The organism is Sphingopyxis macrogoltabida (genome assembly GCF_001314325.1).
Classification (GTDB): domain Bacteria; phylum Pseudomonadota; class Alphaproteobacteria; order Sphingomonadales; family Sphingomonadaceae; genus Sphingopyxis; species Sphingopyxis macrogoltabida.
The window spans coordinates 1677303-1694647 of the sequence record NZ_CP009429.1 but is presented as its reverse complement, the minus strand read 5'-3'; the positions used below and the strand labels follow the sequence as shown (position 1 = coordinate 1694647).

18 protein-coding genes and 1 tRNA gene are annotated in these 17345 nt (G+C 64.4%); 7 read left to right on the top strand and 12 right to left on the bottom strand.

Going from position 1 to position 17345, the window contains the following annotated elements; all coding sequences use genetic code 11:
- Position 1: 1 nt before the first annotated feature.
- The 5 genes from LH19_RS08420 to hisI form a co-directional block, all read right to left on the bottom strand.
- The gene (locus LH19_RS08420) at positions 2 to 1501 is read right to left on the bottom strand and encodes a phospholipase D-like domain-containing protein (RefSeq protein ID WP_054727027.1); all 1500 of its coding nucleotides are present in this window, start codon (positions 1499 to 1501) and stop codon (positions 2 to 4) included.
- 54 nt (positions 1502 to 1555) lie between these two features.
- Positions 1556 to 3358, bottom strand: a complete 1803-nt coding sequence (locus tag LH19_RS08415) for an acyl-CoA dehydrogenase C-terminal domain-containing protein (protein WP_054727025.1) — start codon at positions 3356 to 3358, stop codon at positions 1556 to 1558.
- Between the two features lie 63 nt (positions 3359 to 3421).
- Positions 3422 to 3853, bottom strand: a complete 432-nt coding sequence (locus tag LH19_RS08410) for a MerR family transcriptional regulator (protein ID WP_054587780.1) — start codon at positions 3851 to 3853, stop codon at positions 3422 to 3424.
- A 66-nt stretch (positions 3854 to 3919) separates the two neighbouring features.
- On the bottom strand, positions 3920 to 4459 hold the full coding sequence (locus LH19_RS08405; RefSeq protein WP_054727023.1) for a hypothetical protein: 540 nt from the start codon (positions 4457 to 4459) through the stop codon (positions 3920 to 3922).
- Complete coding sequence (gene hisI, locus LH19_RS08400) at positions 4446 to 4826, bottom strand: phosphoribosyl-AMP cyclohydrolase (protein ID WP_054727021.1); 381 nt, start codon at positions 4824 to 4826, stop codon at positions 4446 to 4448. Before hisI ends, LH19_RS08405 begins: the two co-directional genes overlap by 14 nt.
- A 143-nt stretch (positions 4827 to 4969) precedes the next feature.
- Here hisI and purF point away from each other — a divergent pair, with 143 nt between their 5' ends.
- From purF to LH19_RS08385, 3 genes are read left to right on the top strand one after another with little or no spacing between them, the layout of a single operon-like run.
- Positions 4970 to 6427, top strand: coding sequence for an amidophosphoribosyltransferase (purF, locus tag LH19_RS08395; RefSeq protein WP_054727018.1), 1458 nt, complete (start codon positions 4970 to 4972; stop codon positions 6425 to 6427).
- Positions 6428 to 6437: 10 nt separating this feature from the next.
- On the top strand, positions 6438 to 7166 hold the full coding sequence (locus LH19_RS08390) for an SDR family NAD(P)-dependent oxidoreductase (protein WP_054733206.1): 729 nt from the start codon (positions 6438 to 6440) through the stop codon (positions 7164 to 7166).
- A 56-nt stretch (positions 7167 to 7222) separates the two neighbouring features.
- Positions 7223 to 7609 (top strand): hypothetical protein, encoded by a 387-nt coding sequence (locus LH19_RS08385; protein WP_054727016.1) that lies wholly within the window; start codon positions 7223 to 7225, stop codon positions 7607 to 7609.
- Between the two features lie 25 nt (positions 7610 to 7634).
- On the opposite strand, the gene LH19_RS08380 is transcribed toward LH19_RS08385, so the two are convergent.
- The 5 genes from LH19_RS08380 to LH19_RS08360 form a co-directional block, all read right to left on the bottom strand.
- Positions 7635 to 8810, bottom strand: a complete 1176-nt coding sequence (locus LH19_RS08380) for a serine hydrolase domain-containing protein (RefSeq protein ID WP_054727014.1) — start codon at positions 8808 to 8810, stop codon at positions 7635 to 7637.
- Positions 8811 to 8829: 19 nt separating this feature from the next.
- Positions 8830 to 10110, bottom strand: a complete 1281-nt coding sequence (locus tag LH19_RS08375; protein WP_054727011.1) for an SAM-dependent methyltransferase — start codon at positions 10108 to 10110, stop codon at positions 8830 to 8832.
- A gap of 89 nt (positions 10111 to 10199) precedes the next feature.
- On the bottom strand, positions 10200 to 11150 hold the full coding sequence (locus tag LH19_RS08370) for a metal-dependent hydrolase (RefSeq protein WP_054727009.1): 951 nt from the start codon (positions 11148 to 11150) through the stop codon (positions 10200 to 10202).
- 39 nt (positions 11151 to 11189) lie between these two features.
- On the bottom strand, positions 11190 to 12227 hold the full coding sequence (locus LH19_RS08365) for a 2-oxoacid:ferredoxin oxidoreductase subunit beta (protein ID WP_054587772.1): 1038 nt from the start codon (positions 12225 to 12227) through the stop codon (positions 11190 to 11192).
- On the bottom strand, positions 12227 to 14086 hold the full coding sequence (locus LH19_RS08360) for a 2-oxoacid:acceptor oxidoreductase subunit alpha (protein WP_054727007.1): 1860 nt from the start codon (positions 14084 to 14086) through the stop codon (positions 12227 to 12229). The genes LH19_RS08365 and LH19_RS08360 overlap by 1 nt, the downstream gene beginning before the upstream one ends.
- A 199-nt stretch (positions 14087 to 14285) precedes the next feature.
- On the opposite strand from LH19_RS08360, the gene LH19_RS08355 reads away from it, so the two are divergent.
- Both LH19_RS08355 and LH19_RS08350 read left to right on the top strand, forming a co-directional pair.
- Positions 14286 to 15233: an alpha/beta hydrolase gene (locus LH19_RS08355; protein ID WP_054727005.1), complete on the top strand. Its 948-nt coding sequence runs from the start codon at positions 14286 to 14288 to the stop codon at positions 15231 to 15233.
- The gene (locus tag LH19_RS08350) at positions 15230 to 15706 is read left to right on the top strand and encodes an RNA pyrophosphohydrolase (RefSeq protein ID WP_054727002.1); all 477 of its coding nucleotides are present in this window, start codon (positions 15230 to 15232) and stop codon (positions 15704 to 15706) included. The genes LH19_RS08355 and LH19_RS08350 overlap by 4 nt, the downstream gene beginning before the upstream one ends.
- Here LH19_RS08350 and LH19_RS08345 read toward each other — a convergent pair.
- Positions 15667 to 16356, bottom strand: coding sequence for a uracil-DNA glycosylase (locus LH19_RS08345; RefSeq protein WP_054727000.1), 690 nt, complete (start codon positions 16354 to 16356; stop codon positions 15667 to 15669). The genes LH19_RS08350 and LH19_RS08345 overlap by 40 nt on opposite strands.
- Positions 16357 to 16379: 23 nt before the next feature.
- Between LH19_RS08345 and folK the strand changes: the two genes are divergently transcribed.
- Together folK and LH19_RS08335 are read left to right on the top strand one after the other, a co-directional pair.
- Positions 16380 to 16901, top strand: a complete 522-nt coding sequence (gene folK, locus LH19_RS08340; RefSeq protein WP_054726998.1) for a 2-amino-4-hydroxy-6-hydroxymethyldihydropteridine diphosphokinase — start codon at positions 16380 to 16382, stop codon at positions 16899 to 16901.
- 43 nt (positions 16902 to 16944) lie between these two features.
- Positions 16945 to 17020, top strand: a tRNA-Lys gene (locus LH19_RS08335).
- A 27-nt stretch (positions 17021 to 17047) separates the two neighbouring features.
- On the opposite strand, the gene LH19_RS08330 is transcribed toward LH19_RS08335, so the two are convergent.
- A complete protein-coding gene (locus LH19_RS08330) occupies positions 17048 to 17329 on the bottom strand; it encodes a hypothetical protein (RefSeq protein ID WP_054726997.1) in 282 nt (93 codons plus the stop codon).
- Between the last annotated feature and the right edge of the window lie 16 nt (positions 17330 to 17345).

Genomic DNA, 17345 nt, shown 5'->3' with positions numbered 1-17345 from the left:
ATTAGCCGCTCCGCCGCCCGAAGGGGCGATGCCGCTTCATCCAGTCGCGTCCGCGATGCCAACTCTTGCGGAGTCCGCGTTCGGTGAGGCTCTCGAACATCGCATCGGGGCTGTCGGGGTCCAGCAGTTCGTTCTCGGCGATATAATCGTCCAGCGGACCGGGCTTGGTCAGGTCGAGCAGTTCGAGCGACCGCCCGTCGCCACGCAGCCCCTCGATCGTCTCGATAAGCGACCCCGTTCCTTCGAAACGTCGCCCGACATCGACCGGCTCGACCCCCAGATGTTCGGCGATCAGGGATTCGCGGAGGCGCCGGATCGTCGGCTCGACCCCGGTGTTCGCCGACAGCGCCGCGTCGATCGTCACGTCGCATTCGCTGTCGAGCCCCATCGAGCGGTTGTTCATATTGGCCGATCCGACCCGGATCATCCGGTCGTCGACGATCGCGGTCTTGGCATGGACATAGATCGCCTCGCCGCCCGCGGTGCGCGGAAAATAGACCTTTAACCGGTCGCCATATTTCGCCTTCGCAATCTCGCGGACCAGCTTCACCCGCGCCGCGTCCATCGCCATCTGCTCGAGCCAGCCGTCGGCGGTCTCTGGCATCACCATGACGAATTCGGGCGGATCGTCCTCGTTCAGCCGCTCGGCGATTGCGGCGGCGATTTTTCCGCATGTAAAATACTGGTTCTCGAAATAGATGAAGCGCTTCGCGGCGGCGATCATGTCGAGATAAAGCTGTTCGATCTCGCGGATTTCCTCGCAATCCTCATATTCGGCGCGGGTGCGAGAGATGGCGACCTCGACGCCGTGGAAATCGGGCTCAAGGTCGTCGGGCCAGTTCTCGCCGTCGCCAGCGATGTCACGGAGCGGCTTTTTCGTTGCCCGCTGCCAGCGTTCGTTGCCGAGATCGGCGAGCGCGTTGCCGACCGCGCCCGCGAGGATCATCGTCGAATCGTGCCAGGGCATATAGGGTTTGCCGCCCGGATCGGTGCGGTGCGGGTCGCCATCCTTGTGCTCGCGCGTGTCCCAGCGACGCGAACCGACGTCGATCCCGCCGCACACTGCGAGGTGATCGTCGAACACCGCCACCTTCTGGTGATGGCTGCAACCGACCGGATGCGCGCTGTCGAGCCGGAAACTGATCGAACGCGTCAGCTTCCAGCGCGCCACCATCGACAGGATACGCGGCATCGCAAATTGCTTCAAACCGCCGAAATTCCAGCGCAAGATATCGATGTCGCGCCCGGGTTTTTCATGCGCCAGACGGAGCAGATAGTCGCCAAGCGGTTCGCCCTGTCCCTGCCCGTCGGGTTTCAGCGCGATGCGCGGATCGAAATCCCAGCCGATGAGCAGGATGCGTTCCTTCGCCCCCGCCATCAGCCGTTCGAGCAGGGCATAATAGTCGGCGGCATCGACGATCATCCGCGCCTTGTCGGCGCGTTCGATCCGCCAGCAATTGCGGCCTTCGACGACGATCGGGGAAAGCGCGCCCTCGCTCATGCCCGCTGAGACGCGCCGCAGCGACTTTGGTTGCAGCGGCGTGTCACTGCGGCGTCAGGCGGCCAGGAACTGGTCGGGAGTCAGCGCCATCATCGCTTCGCTGCCCGCCTCGATCTTGCGGCGCAGCGACCCCGCGTCGGGCAGGAAGCGTTCGCCGAAATAGCGCGCGGTGACCAGCTTGGCTTCGAGGAACGGCTTGTTGCCGCGCCCTTCGTCGAGTGCCTTCTGCGCCGCTTCGGCCATCATCAGCCACATCGATCCGAGCGCGACGATGCCGAGGATGTGCATGTAATGATGCGCGCCGGCACCGACATTGTTCGGGTTCGCCATGCCGTTCTGCATGAACCACATCGTCGCCGCCTTGAGCTCGCCATTCGCCTTTTCGAGCCGCACCGCGAGATCGGCGAACGCGGGCTTGTCCTTGGCGGCGGCGCATTCGCCGTCGACGATCGCGAAAAAGTCCTGGATCTCACGGCCGCCATTCTGGGCAAGCTTGCGGCCGACAAGGTCCATCGCCTGGACGCCGTTCGCGCCTTCATAGATCATCGTGATGCGGGCATCGCGGACATATTGGCTCATGCCCTGTTCCTCGATGTAGCCGTGGCCGCCGAACACCTGCTGCGCATTGGTCGCGACCTCATAGCCCTTGTCGGTGCCATAGCCCTTGATCACCGGAGTGAGCAGGCTGACGAGATCGTCGGCTTGCTGGCGCTCTTCCTCGCTCGCCGCGACGTGCGACAGGTCGACCTGCAGCGCGCCCCACAGGCACAGCGCGCGCAAGCCCTCGACGGTCGCCTTGCCGTCCATCAGCATACGGCGCACGTCGGGGTGGACGAACAGCGGATCGGCCTTTTCCTCCGGGTCCTGCGGTCCGGTGAGCGCCCGGCCTTGCCGGCGATCCTGCGCATAGTGGACGGCGTTCTGCAGCGCGACATCGGCCTGTCCCAGCCCCTGGATGCCGACGCCGAGACGCGCGGCGTTCATCATGATGAACATCGCGGCGAGGCCCTTGTTCTCCTCGCCGACCATCCAGCCTTTCGCGCCGTCGTAATTCATGACGCAGGTCGAGTTGGCGTGGATCCCCATCTTGTGCTCGATCGACCCGCACGAAAGCGTGTTGCGCTCGCCAAGCGAGCCGTCTTCGTTGACGAGGAATTTGGGCACGATGAACAACGAGATACCCTTGACGCTGTCGGGCGCGTCAGGGGTCTTCGCAAGGACGAGGTGGATGATGTTGTCGGCGAGGTCATGCTCGCCCGACGAGATGAAAATCTTGGTCCCGGTCACCGCATAGCTGCCGTCGCCGTTCGGCACGGCGCGCGTGCGGATGAGGCCGAGGTCGGTGCCGCAATGCGGTTCGGTCAGGTTCATCGTGCCGGTCCATTCGCCCGACACCATTTTCGGCACATAGGTTGCCTTCTGCTCCTCCGACCCCTTGACGAGGATCGCCGCGGTCGCGCCCTGCGAGAGGCCGGGATACATGGCAAAGGCCTGGTTCGCGGCGTTGCGATATTCCTCGACCGGGAAACCGATGACGTGCGGCAGCCCCTGCCCGCCGAACTCCTCGGGTGCGGTCAGCAGGCCCCAACCGGCGTCGCAATAAGCCTTATACGCTTCCTTGAAGCCCTTCGGCGTCGTCACCGACCCGTCGTCGTGGCGCGTACAGCCTTCGAGATCGCCCGACTGGTTGATCGGAAACAGCACTTCCTCGCAGAACTTCCCTGCCTCGGTCAGCACCGCCTCGACCATGTCGGGGGTCGCATTGGCGAAACCCGGCAGGTTCGCATGGCGCTCGATCCCGAGCACATCGTTGATGAGGAAAAGCGTATCTTGGACGGGAGCGCGATAAGCGGGCATGCGAAATCTTTCTGCAAAACAGCTAGGTTGGTGTCAGCTCACCCGGGGAGGGATCGGTCTGGTTCAGCCCGCCGTTTCGCGGGCGTCGACCTTTTGCACCGTTTCGATGAAACGTGACAGCTCATCTACAGCGCTGTCAATATCCTCGCGCTGGCGACGCAGCAACGCAATGCGTTCCTGGCATTTCTCGATCGTCACCTGACGCTGCAATTTGCGCCCGTCGCCGACGTCGTAGAGGTCGATCATCTCGCGAATGTCGGCGAGGCTGAAACCGGTCCGCTTGGCGCGCAGGATCCACGCGAGACGAGCCCGGTCGCGCTTCGAATAGATACGCGACAGCCCCTTGCGCGACGGGCTGATCAGCCCCTCGTCCTCGTAGAAGCGGAGCGCCCGGGCCGTTACGCCGAATTCGGACGACAGATCGGTGATGCTGAATTGTTCGCGCCCGAGGTGATCGGGCGTATCGATATGGGCGTGGCCGTATTCGTCGGTCATGCCGGCGAGACTAGTTTCCGTTGACGTGAACGTCAAGGCTGGCAGATTTTGCGAAATCGCCGCAGCTCAACTGCCGCAAGGCCGGATCATATTGCCCTGCCTGTCGCGGATCTGCAAGCGTTTCGCGTCCGCTTCCGACCAGCTCGCACGCGGCAGGCGAAGGCCCGAAAGCGACGCGCGATCGGGGCACAGGCTGTCGCATTGCGGCGGCAGGTTTCCGGGCAGCCGGAGTTCGTCTTCTTCCTCGTGAACCAGCGCCTCGCAGCCCTCGGCTGCGGGGAAGCGCATGCGCCAGCCATCTTGCTCACGAACCATCTGCCCCGACGCGGTGCAAGCAAGCCCCGGCCCGAACGCCGCGGTGACAACGAAGCGCCAGCGCCCTGCCCCATCGGGTACCACGCACATCGCATCACGGCCAAGGTCGTGCGAACGCTCGAAGACCCCGGTCGGCGCCTGCGCCTCGGGGCGGACAATACCGCGTTCGCGCGCCGCAATTTCAAGCGGATTGCCGGCGTCGACGCCCTGCTGCGCCTCGTCGGGCGGCGGCCGCCCGCATCCCGCGACAAGCAAGGCCGCAACGAGGATCAGCGCGTCAGCCGCGCGCATCGTCGTCGAGGAAAGTCAGGCGTCCGTCAGCCTCGACGCGGCGATAGAAGCACGAACGGCGCCCGGTGTGGCACGCGGGTCCGGCGGGATCGACGCGCAGCAGCAGCGCATCCTGATCGCAATCGACGCGCATCTCGACCAACGTCAGCCCGTTGCCCGACGTCTCGCCCTTCCGCCACAATTGCCCGCGAGAACGCGACCAGAAATGCGCCTGCCCCGTCGCCTGCGTGCGTTCGATCGCCTCGGCATTCATATGTGCGACCATCAGCAGCGTGCCGGTCGCCGCATCGGTGACGATCGCCGTCACCAGGCCGGAGGCGTCGAAACGGGGTGAAAACCGGTCGGTGGCGTCGCGCTGGCTGTCCATATCGCGCGCTTTAGAGCAGGAGCGAAGGCCCTGTCACCCCATCGTTGAAAGCGCATGTGACAAAGGCGTGAATATGGGGGGCGACATTTGCGCCAAGCCTCCCTATATGCGCCCCAGTCACGGCCCTCTGCACCTGGATCGACATGCTGACGACCCATCCTTTCGATGACGACAAACTCCGCGAGGAGTGCGGCGTCTTTGGTATATATGGCGCCGAGAGCGCCGCAGCGGTTGTTGCGCTGGGGCTTCATGCCCTGCAGCACCGCGGACAGGAAGCCGCGGGCATCACAGCCTTCGACGGCAAGGAATTCCACACCCACCGCGCGATGGGCCATGTCGCGGGCAATTTCGACCGTGACGATATCATGCGCCAGCTCGCGGGCAGTTCGTCGATCGGCCATGTCCGCTATTCGACGACGGGCGAGACCTCGCTGCGCAACGTCCAGCCGCTGTTCGCCGACCTGTCGACGGGCGGCTTCGCAGTCTCGCACAACGGCAATATCTCCAACGCGACGGCGCTGAAGCGCATCCTCGTCCGCCGCGGTTCGATCTTTCAGTCGACGAGCGACACCGAGGTAATCATCCACCTTGTTGCGACGTCGAATTATCGCACCCTGCTCGATCGCTTCATCGATGCGCTGAAACAGGTCGAAGGTGCCTATTCGCTGATCTGCCTGACTGCCGAGGGCATGATCGGCTGCCGCGACCCCCTTGGCATCCGCCCGCTTGTTATCGGCAAGCTCGGCGACGCGCATATTCTCGCTTCGGAAACCGTGGCGCTCGACGTCGTCGGCGCCGAATTCGTCCGCTCGGTCGAACCGGGCGAACTGGTGATCATCCGCGACGGCGAACTGACCTCGCACCGTCCCTTTGCCGAACGCGCGGCGCGCCCGTGCATCTTCGAATATGTCTATTTCTCGCGGCCCGATTCGATCGTCGACGGCACGAGCGTCTATTCGGTGCGCAAGGCGATCGGCGCCGAACTGGCCCGCGAGAATCCTGTCGAGGCCGACCTGGTCATTCCGGTGCCCGATTCGGGAACTCCTGCGGCGATCGGTTATGCGCAGGAATCGGGCATCCCGTTCGAGCTCGGCATTATTCGCTCGCACTATGTCGGGCGCACCTTCATCCAGCCGGGCGACAAGGTCCGGCACCTGGGCGTCAAGTTGAAGCACAATGCCAACCGCGCGCTGATCGCGGGCAAGCGCATCGTCCTCATCGACGATTCGATCGTGCGCGGCACGACCAGCCTGAAAATCGTCCAGATGATGCGCGACGCCGGCGCCGCCGAGGTGCATATGCGCATCGCGAGCCCGCCGACACAGCATAGCTGCTTCTATGGCGTCGATACGCCCGAACGGGCAAAGCTGCTCGCCGCGCAGATGACCGTCGGCCAGATGGCAAATTTCATCAACGCCGACAGCCTTTCGTTCCTGACGATCGACGGTCTCTATCGCGCGCTGGGTGAAGCAAAACGCAGCGACGACAGCCCGCAATATTGCGACGCCTGCTTCACCGGCGATTATCCGACGACGCTGACCGATTTCGACGAGCATGCGCTTGAGGATCAATTTTCGCTGCTTGCCGAACGGGTTGTCTGAAACAATGACCATGAAGACTGAAGAACTGGCGGGGCAGGTCGCGCTTGTCACCGGAGCAAGCCGCGGCATCGGCGAAGCCATCGCGGAATCGCTGGCCGCACGCGGCGCGCATGTCGTGATCACCGCCCGGACTGCCGGCGGGCTCGAAGAGCTCGAGGATCGCATTCACGGCGCCGGCGGCAGCGCGACGATCGCGCCGCTCGACCTCACCGACGGCGACAGCATCGCCCGCCTTGCGGCCGCGATGGCCGAGCGCTGGCAGCAACTCGACATGCTGGTCCTCAACGCCGCGATGCTCGGCACGCTGACTCCGGTGGCCGCCATCGACGGCAAGGAATTCAACAAGCTGCTGACGCTGAACCTCATCGCGCAGCAAGCGCTGATCGCCAATTTCGACCCGCTGCTGCGCCGCTCTGCGCACGGCCGCCTGCTGGCCTTGTCCAGCGGCGTGGCGCGCGAACCGCGCGCCTATTGGGGCGCCTATGCTGCATCGAAGGCCGCGCTGGAAACTTTGGTCACGAGTTATGGCGCCGAAATGCGCAATATCTCGACCGTACGCACCGCGATCCTCGACCCCGGCGGCACGCGCACCCAGATGCGCGCTCGCGCCTATCCCGGCGAGGATCCGCAGAGCATCAAGGATCCGGACGCGGTCGGCGAATTTGTCGCGAAGCTGATGACCCAAGGCTTCGACAGCACCGCATTCCATGCGCTGCCGAAGGTGATGGCGGACGCTTAACGCGAAATTTGCTTTCCCGCGCTATTGGCCGCATCAATAAGCTTTGGGGGATCGCAATGACCAAAAATGTTTTTCGCTCCATAATCGCGGCCGTAATCGGCATCGTGGTCGCGTTCGGCCTGATCTGGCTGGCGCAATATGCCGGGAGCGAAATTTCCCCTGACGCTTTTGATCCGGACACCGGCGAGGTGCTGATCCCCGTCGGTTCGACGATCGCGCTGCTCGTGGGCTGGTTCGCCGGCACCTTCGCCGGCGGCTGGATCGCGATGCGCGCATCGGCGGGAACCGGCGCCGGTTGGGTCGTCGCCGGCGCCGTGATCGGTGCCGCGCTCTACCGCGCGGCGACGCTCGACGATGCCTGGTGGATCATGGCGCTCGGTGCTCTCGTCCCGCTGGCGGCCGTGTGGTTCGCGCAGCGAGTGGCCGGAACCGCCGCCGACTAGGGACAGAGCGCGCCCGGAACGGGGCCTATTTGGCGGATTCCTTGTCGATCGCCGACTGCACCGACTTATAGAAGGCCTCACGCGCGGCTCCGACACCCTCGGGGTCGGTCGCGGTGGGCCAGTTGCCGTTCGATGCGATGACCAGCTTGCGCTTCGGGTCGATGAAAATCCCCTGTCCGAAGATACCCTGCGCGGCAAAGCTGCCGTCGTCGTTGGTCCACCATTGATAGCCATAGCCGCGGCCGGGCAGGTCGATCGAAGCCTGTTTGGTCGTTGCCGAAGCAAGCCAGCCGTCGGGGAGAACCTGCTTGCCGCCCGCGACACCCCCGTTCAGGATGAACTGGCCGAAGCGCGCATAATCCTTGAGGCTCGCCGACATGCAGCAGCCGCTGATTTCGTGTCCCGTCGCGCCGAGCATCCACACCGCGTCCTGCTCCATGCCGAACGGTTTCCAGATCTTCTCGGACAGATAGGCCGATAGTGTCTTGCCCGTCGCGCTCGATACCAGCACGCCGATCAAATTGGTCTCGCCGGTCTTGTATACCCATTTAGATCCGGCGGGCGCTTCGCGCGGCAAGGTCTTCATATAGCTGACGGTTATATCCTCGCCCGCGACCGGTTTTTGCAGATTGAACAGCGCGACATCGGATTTTGGATCGGTGTAATCCTCGTTCCACTTCACGCCCGACGTCATCGTCAGCAGCTGCTGCACCGAGACATCGTCATAGGCCGAACCCTTGAGCGCCGGGATATAGGTCGTCACCTTGCCGTCGAGGCTCTTGATATAGCCGTCCTTGACCGCCGCACCGACAAGGGTCGAGGTAAAGCTCTTCGCGACCGAAAAACTCGTCCAGCGGCCCCCGGCGCCATAGCCCAGCGCATATTTCTCGAGCCGGATTTTCCCGTCCTGCACGATGATCAGCCCGGCATTGCGCTGTTTCGCCATATAGGCATCGACGTCGGCCCCGAGATCGAGCGGTTTGCCTTCCGGCAACGGATATACCGGACCGCCGGCCTCGACGGTGTTCACGACAACCTTGGGCACCGTTTCCATCGTGCGGAAAGCGGCGTCGCGTTGATCCTGGGTCCAGAACAGCACATTCAGATCCTTTGGCAGTTGGTCGGTCGTGTCGGAGGTTGCGGGCGCGCTGCACCCCGCCGCCGCAGTGCACAGCAGCACCGCCGCCAAAAATCTTCGCATGTCGATTCCTCCCCTGTTTTCAGGCCGTCTTTTCGAGCGTGACTTGCGCGACGTCGATTCCGCCGCCGCGGAAGCCACCCTCGCAATATTGCAGATAATAGCGCCAGAGCCGCACGAAACGGCCGTCGAAGCCCGCAGGAAGCTGCCCCGCCTCGACCGCCGCGTCGAAGCGTTTGCGCCACTGGCAAAGCGTCTCGGCATAATCGCTGCCGAAGCGCCGTACGTCGCCCCAGGCAAGCCCGCGGGCTTCGGCCAGCGCACGAAAACGGCTTTCCGAAATCAGGCAGCCGCCCGGGAAGATATAGGCCTGAATGAAGTCGCTGCTCGCCGTATATCGCTCGAACAACGCATCGTTGATCAGGATATACTGGATGGCCGCCTTGCCGCCGGGACGCAGCAGCCGCGCGATCGCATCGAGGTAGGCCGGCCAATAGGCCTCGCCCACCGCCTCGACCATCTCGACACTGGCGATGGCATCATACGGCCCCCTGGCGTCGCGATAATCGCAGATCTCGACCCGCGAGCGTTGCGAGAGGTCGATCGCATGCAGCCGTGCGTCGGCGATTTCCGCCTGCGACGGCGACAGGGTGATGCCGGTATAGAGCACGTCGTGCCGCTCGACCGCGCGCTCGCCGAGCGCCCCCCAGCCGCAGCCGATCTCGAGCAGCCGGCTTCCCGACCGGAGGTCGAGACGGTCGAGGATGGCATCGACTTTTGCGATCTGCGCCTCTTCCAGCGTCTGATCGGGTTTCAGAAACAGTGCGCTGGAATAATTCATCCCCGCGTCGAGCCACAAACGATAGAAATCATTGCCCAAATCATAGTGGGCATGAATGTTCCGCCGCGCCCCGCGACGGTCGTTGCGACGGAGGGCATGGACGATCTTGTTGAGCCAGCGCCACGGCCCATGCGCGCGTCCGACGTCGCCGAGGGCTTCGCCGTTGCGCATGAACAGGTCGAACAGCGGCACCGGGTCGGGTGAAGACCATTCGCCGCGTTCCCAGGCGCGGTACCAGCCGACCGAGCCCGACAGCGCGAGGCGGACGAGCGACGCCCAGTGATGGAGATGGACCACCGCAGCGGGCCCTTTCCCGCGCCCGCCGAGCAGCCGGACGCTCCCGTCGGGCAAATGACCTTCGATGGTTCCATAATCGAGGCCGCTGTCGATGCGGTCGAGCATGCGGTGAAACAGTCCCGCCGGCGCCCGGGCGATCAGCCGCGCCGTCAATCCGCCCGAGCGATAAGCCCGATCCGCCCGCAGCAGTTCCTTGCCGCGTCTGGGACTGACATGCGTGTTCATAACGCCATCCTGCCGCAAACTTTCCGGCGTGACAATCCGCTGTTGCGCGCCGTCATGACGTCATAGGCCGGAATGTCTGGCCGACCGGGTCAGGGATGGCTCGCGGTGTCCGGCGCCGTGACGCGAACGGTAAACCGGTCGCGCGCCAGCGGCTGCATATAGCGCTGGTCGCGAAGCAGGATTGCGTCGCCGTCGACCTCGGCAACCGGCATGCGCGCCCAGAACAGGAAGGCACGTGCCGCAGGATCGGCCTTCACCCAGGTCGTGAGGCGCGGATCGCTCAACCCCGTCGGCGTACCGCTGATGTCGACATGGCCGCCGACGCCGGGAATGAAGCTTGCGCTGCCATAACGATCGGCCGTGCGCCAGAAGATGTCCCGTTTCCAGAAGGTCAGCGGCGGCGGACTCGCGACGACGAGCGCATCGCCCTTCCCGCTCGCGCGCAACGCATCGGCAGCCATGTTTTCGGCAGCCCCCGTGATCAGGCCGTTGGCAAAGATATAGATGGCAACGGCGGCGAGACCGATCCCCGCTGGCCGCTGCCAGTTTGCCGCGCCGCGCCGTTCGCGGCGCAACGAAAGCCAGACCGACACGCCAAGCGCCGCCCATATCCACAGGTCGATGATGAACAGCGTATCGCCATAAAACCAGCGATGGCTGAACGGCTCAAGCAGGCGGATGCCGTAATTGTTGAGCCAGTCGAGCGCCGGATGGCTGAAGCAGCCGATGTAGGCGAGCGCGAGCAGCCAGCCCTCGTGAACGGGCAGCCGCGTTGCCGGCCGTTTGCCGCGCCTTTCCTGCCAGCGGTCGAACGCGATCATCAGCCCCCACAGCAGCAGAGGCAGCAGGAGCAATGCGATCGGCCCGTGCGTGACGCCGCGCCGCATCGCGAGCGATTCGATGCCATATACCGCGCAGGCGGCGTCGATATCGGGCAGGTTCGCCGCGATGATCAGCGTCGGCATCGCAAGGCCGGTCTTCTTCTTGAGACCGGCCTGCGCCAGGACGGCGCCGACGAGACTATGGGTCAGATTATCCATGACGGCCTATAGAGCCGACCCGGCGACCGGCAGCAAGGCTCAGAGCGCCGGACCGCCTTCGGCCACGGTCCATGTCTGCCCCTTCTTGAGCAGGCTTTGCAGGTCGGCCTTCTTGCCCTCGGCCGCCGCCTTGTTCTGGCGGACGACATCGGCCTCGAAGGTCGGGCGTGGGTCGTCGTAGAGGACGCCCAATGCCATCGGAAACTCGCCGAACCGCATTTCAACGAGCATGTGCGCGACGCTGCGGTTGGTGACGTCGTGGACGATCACGCCCGCGGCCTTCCAGTCGCCGTCGACGACATCGACGGTCTTGAGGTGCAGCGCTTCGCTGTCGAGCGCGATGCCCTTGGTGCCCTTGGCATAGAGCATCGGTTCGCCATCCTTGAGCCAGAGCTGGCGGTCCTCGGCGCCCTTCGGCGCCGCGAAATCCTCGAACACGTCTTTATTATAGACGATACAGTTCTGGAAAATCTCGATAAACGCCGCACCCTTGTGCGCATGTGCGGCTTTCAGGACGTTCGGCAGCTCCTTCGACACGTCGAAGCCACGGGCGACGAAGCGCGCGCCGGCGCCGAGCGCGAAGGCGGCGGGCTGCGCCGGGCGGTCGACCGAACCGTAGGGTGTCGACGGGCTAGTCGTGCCGACCCGGCTGGTCGGCGAATATTGCCCCTTGGTCAGCCCGTAAATCTCGTTGTTGAACAGCATGATCTGGCAATCGAGATTGCGCCGGATCAGGTGCATCGTGTGGTTGCCGCCGATCGACAGCCCGTCGCCGTCGCCGGTGACGATCCAGATGTCGAGATCCGGATTGGCGAGCTTCAGCCCCGTCGCGAATGCCGGCGCACGTCCGTGGATCGTGTGAAAGCCATAGGTTTCCATATAATAGGGGAAGCGCGACGAGCAGCCGATGCCGCTGATGAAGACGGTATTTTCGGGCGCCGTGCCGATTTCGGGCATCGTGCGCTGCACGGCCTTCAGGATCGCATAGTCGCCGCAGCCCGGGCACCAGCGGACTTCCTGATCGGTTTCCCAATCCTTGAGCGTCGTCGGGCGCGCGATGGTGGTCATCTCGTTCATTAGAGGGCTCCCTCGATCGCAGCTTCGACTTCGGCGATGGTGAAGGGCTGGCCGGACACCTTGTTCACCGGCTGGGCATCGACCAGATATTGGTCGCGCAGCACCGTCTTGAGCTGGCCGGTGTTCATTTCGGGCACGATCACCTTGTCATAGCTCTTCAGCAGCTCGCCGAGATTGGCGGGCAGCGGCCAGATATGGCGGAGGTGGATGTGGCTGACATCCTTGCCCTCGGCGCGTTTGCGGCGCACCGCCTGGTGGATCGGACCGAACGTGGAGCCCCAGCCGACCACCGCCAGCTTGCCGCCTTCGGCACCCAGTTCGACGACCTGATCGGGAACCTTGATGCCGTCGATCTTGTCCTTGCGGATATCGGTCATCGCCTGATGGTTGCCCGGCGCATAGTTGATATGGCCGGTGTCGATTTCCTTCTCGATCCCGCCGATGCGGTGGAGCAGGCCGGGCGTGCCGGGCTTGACCCACGGCCGCTTGAGCTTCTCGTCGCGGCCATAGGGCTTGAAGCCGCCTTCGGGGACTTCGGTCAGGAACTCGACCGGGAAATCCTCATATGCCGTCAGGTCGGGCACCGCCCACGGTTCGGCGGCGTTGGCGATATAGCCGTCGGTCAGCAGCATGACGGGAGTCATATATTGCACCGCGATGCGGCACGCCTCGATCGCGCATTCGAACGCATCGCCGGGCGAGCGCGCGGCGATCACCGGCATCGGCGCGTCGCCGTTGCGGCCATAGACCGCCTGATACAGGTCCGACTGCTCGGTCTTGGTCGGCAGACCCGTCGACGGGCCGCCGCGCTGCGAATTGACGATGACCAGCGGCAATTCGGTCATGATCGCAAGGCCCATTGCCTCGCCCTTCAGCGCAATGCCGGGGCCCGACGACGAAGTCACCCCCAGCGAGCCGCCGTAGCTGGCGCCGATCGCCGAACAGATCGCGGCGATTTCGTCCTCGGCCTGAAAGGTCGTGACGTCATATTCCTTGAGCCGCGACAGATGATGCAGGATCGCCGACGCCGGGGTGATCGGATAGCCGCCGAAGAACATCGGCAGTTTCGCAAGCTGGGCGCCCGCGACGAGACCGAGGGCAATCCCTTCCGCGCCCGTCAGCGTGCGGTAGAGCCCCGGCGCGACGGGTGCCGGATCGACATGATGCTGCTTGAGCGGCCCCGCGAGCTCGGCGGTTTCGCCATAGGCGTGGCCGGCATTCAGTGCCGCGACGTTGGCCGCCGCGAGGTTGGGATCTTTCGCGAACTTGCCGTTCAGCCAGTCGATCAGCGGCTGGCGGTCGCGGTCGAACATCCAGAGCGCGAGCCCCAGCGTCCACATATTCTTGCAGCGCAGCGCTTCCTTGTTGCCGAGGCCGAAGGGCTTCACCGCATCCATCGTGAGCTGGCTGATGTTGAGCTTCAAGAGCTGCCATTTCGCGAGGCTGCCATCCTCGAGCGGGTTCGCGTCATATTTCGCCTTGGCGAGATTACGGTCGTTGAACTCGCCTTCGTCGGCGATGATCAGGCCGCCCTGCTTGAGCGCGGGAACATTGGTCTTGAGCGCCGCGGGGTTCATCGCGACGAGCACATCGGGCGCGTCGCCTGCGGTGTCGATAGCCGACGAGCCGAAATTGATCTGGAACGCCGACACACCGAACAGCGTGCCCTGCGGCGCGCGAATCTCTGCCGGAAAGTCCGGGAAGGTCGCAAAGTCGTTGCCCGCGAGCGCCGACGACAGCGTGAACTGGCCGCCGGTCAGCTGCATCCCGTCGCCGGAGTCGCCGGCAAAACGCACCACCACTGCATCCGAAAGGGGGGACTGCCGCTCGTCGGCCCGGTCCTCTACCGCTGTCGCCATTATTGTTCCGCCTCAAAAAAATGCTGCAAAGCTATAGCTGGCCTAGGCCTGTCCGCGACAAGCCGCAATTCAGAAAAAATTGTGCGCCGCAAAGCGGAAGGCGGGAGTCGGTTTCGATTTGCCATTGATTATGGGAAGGCGATGCCGAATAGCTGAGCGAAACCAGAGCAGCGTTGCAGAACCCGGGAGAGGATAGAGAATGACCGACAGCACGACCCATTACACTCGCCCCGACGTCGCGGCATTTCTGGCCTTCCTGAATGCGCAGGAGGGGCCGAAGATGGAGGAAATGCCTCCTGCGGGCGCGCGCGAGATGATGCGCGTGATGGGCCAGCTCGCCGACGTACCGCGCGGCGAGATCGCGAAGGTCGAGGACCGCATGATCCCGGGCCCGGACGGCGACATTCCCATCCGCCTCTACGACAATCGCCCCGATCGCGAAGCCGGTCCGGTGATGGTTTTCTATCACGGCGGCGGCTGGGTGATCGGCGACCTCGAAACGCACGATCCCTATTGCGCCGAAGCCGCGCGCATCCTCGACATGCCGGTCATCGCGGTCGATTATCGCCTCGCCCCCGAACACCCCTTCCCCGCCGCCCCGATCGACTGCGAAGCGGCGACGCGCTGGGTCGCCGACAATATTGCCTGCACCGGTCTGGTCCTGTCGGGCGACAGCGCGGGCGGCAACCTTACCATCGTAACGGCACTGGCGCTGCGCGACGAACCGGCAGCGAAGCCGGTGATCGCGATCCATCCCATCTATCCCGCAGTCACAACGCACAACGACTGGCAAAGCTATCGCGATTTCGGCGAGGGCCATTTGCTGACCGAGGGGAGCATGACCTGGTTCGGCAATCATTATGCCGCCGATCCCGCCGACCGCCGCGCCGCGCCGATCGACTTTCCCGCCGACGGCCTGCCGCCGACGCTGCTGATCACCGCCAGCCTCGATCCGCTGCGCGACCAGGGTCGCGCCTATGCCGCCAAGCTGATCGAAGCGGGCGTGCCGACCACCTACCGCGAGGCGAAAGGTACGATCCACGGCTATATCTGCCTCGCGCAGGGTATCCCCAGCGCCAAGGACGATATCCGCGGCGCATTGACGGTCTTGAAGGCGATCGTCGCCGAGGCTACCGGAGCGGCATGATCGACCATAGTGCCCTGCCCTACCGTCCCTGCGCCGGAGTCATGCTCGCGAACCGCGACGGGCGTATCTTCGTCGGGCAACGCCTCGATACGACCAGCGAGGCCTGGCAGATGCCGCAAGGCGGGATCGACGACGGCGAGAGTCCCGAAGATGCGGCGATCCGCGAACTCAGCGAGGAAACCGGCGTGCACGGCGGGCTGGTCGAGATCATCGCGCGCAGCCGCGAGGAATATTTTTACGACCTGCCCGACCATCTGATCGGGAAAATGTGGGGCGGGAAATATCGCGGCCAGCGCCAGCACTGGTTCCTGATGCGCTTCATGGGCGCGGACGGCGACGTCAATATCCACACGAAACATCAGGAATTCCGTGCCTGGAAATGGGCCGAACTGAACGAGATCGAGAAACTGATCGTGCCGTTCAAGCGCGTCCTCTATCGCGGGCTGGTCGAGGAGTTCGGCCCGCTCGTCTGATCGCGGAGCGCCAGAGCGGTCCGGAAGACATCGGTGAACATTTCGGACGTGAGGCGGCCGGTGTTCGTGTTGTAACGCGAACAATGATAGCTATCGACCAGATGCCGCCCGTCGGGCAGCGCATGGACTGCGCCATGCGCGAAGGGAAATGCGGCAAGCCTCCCGCCGACGGCGCGCAATGCCGCATCATGGGCAACCCGGCCCAGTGCGACGATCACCCGCACATTCGGCAACGCTGCAAGCTGGGTTTCGAAAAAGGGCCGGCAATTGGCGATTTCCGCCGGGGTCGGCTTGTTCTGCGGCGGCAGGCATTTGACGCTGTTGACGATGATCGCACCGTCGAGCGTCATGCCGTCGTCGATCCGGCTGTCATAGCGTCCCCTGCTGAGGCCGAAGTCGGCGAGCGTCGCGAACAGAAGGTCGCCTGCATAGTCCCCGGTGAACGGCCGGCCGGTGCGATTGGCGCCGTGCTTGCCGGGCGCCAGCCCCGCGAGCGCCAGCCATGCACCGGGATCACCGAACGCATAAACGGGCGCGTTCCACCAATCGGGATGCTCGGCCCGGCATTCGTGGCGCAGTTCCACCAGCCGCGCACAGCGCGGGCAATCGCGCGGCGGCTCGGTGCCCGGCAAGGGACTATCAATCGTCACCGGGCTGCGATAGGCGCTGGCGCATGCGCGACGCAACGCCCCTGCAACTCTACGCGATCGGTCTCGGCTCGAATCGCCGCCATGCCCGCTTCGGCGATCCGCGCCACGTCCTCATGGCGGCGCTGGCCGCGCTCGAGAGCGACGATATCGAGCCGGTCGACGCCAGCCCGATCATCGCCAGCGCACCGCTCGGACCATCGCGCCGCCGCTACGCCAATGCCGTCGCGCTGGTTGCATCGCCGCTCGACCCGCCCGAAATGCTCGAGCGACTAAAGGCGATCGAAGCCGGTTTCGGACGGCGGACGGGACAGCGCTGGAGCGCGCGAACGCTCGATCTCGACATATTGCTCTGGTCGGGTGGCGCGTGGAGCGACACCGTGCTGACGGTCCCGCATCCGGAGATGACCCGGCGCGGCTTTGTCCTGAGCCCGCTGATGACGATCGCGCCCGAATGGCGTCATCCGGTTGCCGGACGCAGCGTCAGGCAGCTTGCGGCGCGATTGAACCGGGCGAAGCCGGTTGACCCGAACGCATCGGCGCACTAGGGCGACGGCTCACTTCGCGTCGGGCCTGTCCCGCACCGCGATGGGGCCCTTAGCTCAGTCGGTAGAGCAACTGACTTTTAATCAGTAGGTCGCTGGTTCGAACCCAGCAGGGCTCACCACCACCAATCCTTGCCGATTGCCCCGGATCAGTGGAATGAAACGGCGCCGCTCCGTGCAATCAGCACATAGGCGGCGGTACCGGCCAGCGAAAGATACAGGAAGTTCAGCAGGATATAGCCCGCGGCTTCACGGCGCCAGCGCCGACGCGAGCGGTTGAGGCTGGTCAGCCGCTCGGCCTGGCCGCCTTTCAGGAACAGAAATGTGGCGGCTCCCGCGGCAAGGATGAAAAGCAGCCAGATCGGCAGGCCGAGATCGTCGGTCACGGCGCCGATGATGGCCGAAAGCAATAGCGAAACGATCACGAGCATATGTCACTCCCTCGCC

Bases quoted from the DNA above. Each gene is read 5' to 3' on its own strand.
- LH19_RS08420 (WP_054727027.1), bottom strand. From the start codon at position 1,501: ATGAGCGAGGGCGCGCTTTCCCCGATCGTCGTCGAAGGCCGCAATTGC.
- LH19_RS08415 (WP_054727025.1), bottom strand. From the start codon at position 3,358: ATGCCCGCTTATCGCGCTCCCGTCCAAGATACGCTTTTCCTCATCAAC.
- LH19_RS08410 (WP_054587780.1), bottom strand. From the start codon at position 3,853: ATGACCGACGAATACGGCCACGCCCATATCGATACGCCCGATCACCTC.
- LH19_RS08405 (WP_054727023.1), bottom strand. From the start codon at position 4,459: ATGCGCGCGGCTGACGCGCTGATCCTCGTTGCGGCCTTGCTTGTCGCG.
- hisI (WP_054727021.1), bottom strand. From the start codon at position 4,826: ATGGACAGCCAGCGCGACGCCACCGACCGGTTTTCACCCCGTTTCGAC.
- purF (WP_054727018.1), top strand. From the start codon at position 4,970: ATGCTGACGACCCATCCTTTCGATGACGACAAACTCCGCGAGGAGTGC.
- LH19_RS08390 (WP_054733206.1), top strand. From the start codon at position 6,438: ATGAAGACTGAAGAACTGGCGGGGCAGGTCGCGCTTGTCACCGGAGCA.
- LH19_RS08385 (WP_054727016.1), top strand. From the start codon at position 7,223: ATGACCAAAAATGTTTTTCGCTCCATAATCGCGGCCGTAATCGGCATC.
- LH19_RS08380 (WP_054727014.1), bottom strand. From the start codon at position 8,810: ATGCGAAGATTTTTGGCGGCGGTGCTGCTGTGCACTGCGGCGGCGGGG.
- LH19_RS08375 (WP_054727011.1), bottom strand. From the start codon at position 10,110: ATGAACACGCATGTCAGTCCCAGACGCGGCAAGGAACTGCTGCGGGCG.
- LH19_RS08370 (WP_054727009.1), bottom strand. From the start codon at position 11,150: ATGGATAATCTGACCCATAGTCTCGTCGGCGCCGTCCTGGCGCAGGCC.
- LH19_RS08365 (WP_054587772.1), bottom strand. From the start codon at position 12,227: ATGAACGAGATGACCACCATCGCGCGCCCGACGACGCTCAAGGATTGG.
- LH19_RS08360 (WP_054727007.1), bottom strand. From the start codon at position 14,086: ATGGCGACAGCGGTAGAGGACCGGGCCGACGAGCGGCAGTCCCCCCTT.
- LH19_RS08355 (WP_054727005.1), top strand. From the start codon at position 14,286: ATGACCGACAGCACGACCCATTACACTCGCCCCGACGTCGCGGCATTT.
- LH19_RS08350 (WP_054727002.1), top strand. From the start codon at position 15,230: ATGATCGACCATAGTGCCCTGCCCTACCGTCCCTGCGCCGGAGTCATG.
- folK (WP_054726998.1), top strand. From the start codon at position 16,380: ATGCGCGACGCAACGCCCCTGCAACTCTACGCGATCGGTCTCGGCTCG.
- LH19_RS08330 (WP_054726997.1), bottom strand. From the start codon at position 17,329: ATGCTCGTGATCGTTTCGCTATTGCTTTCGGCCATCATCGGCGCCGTG.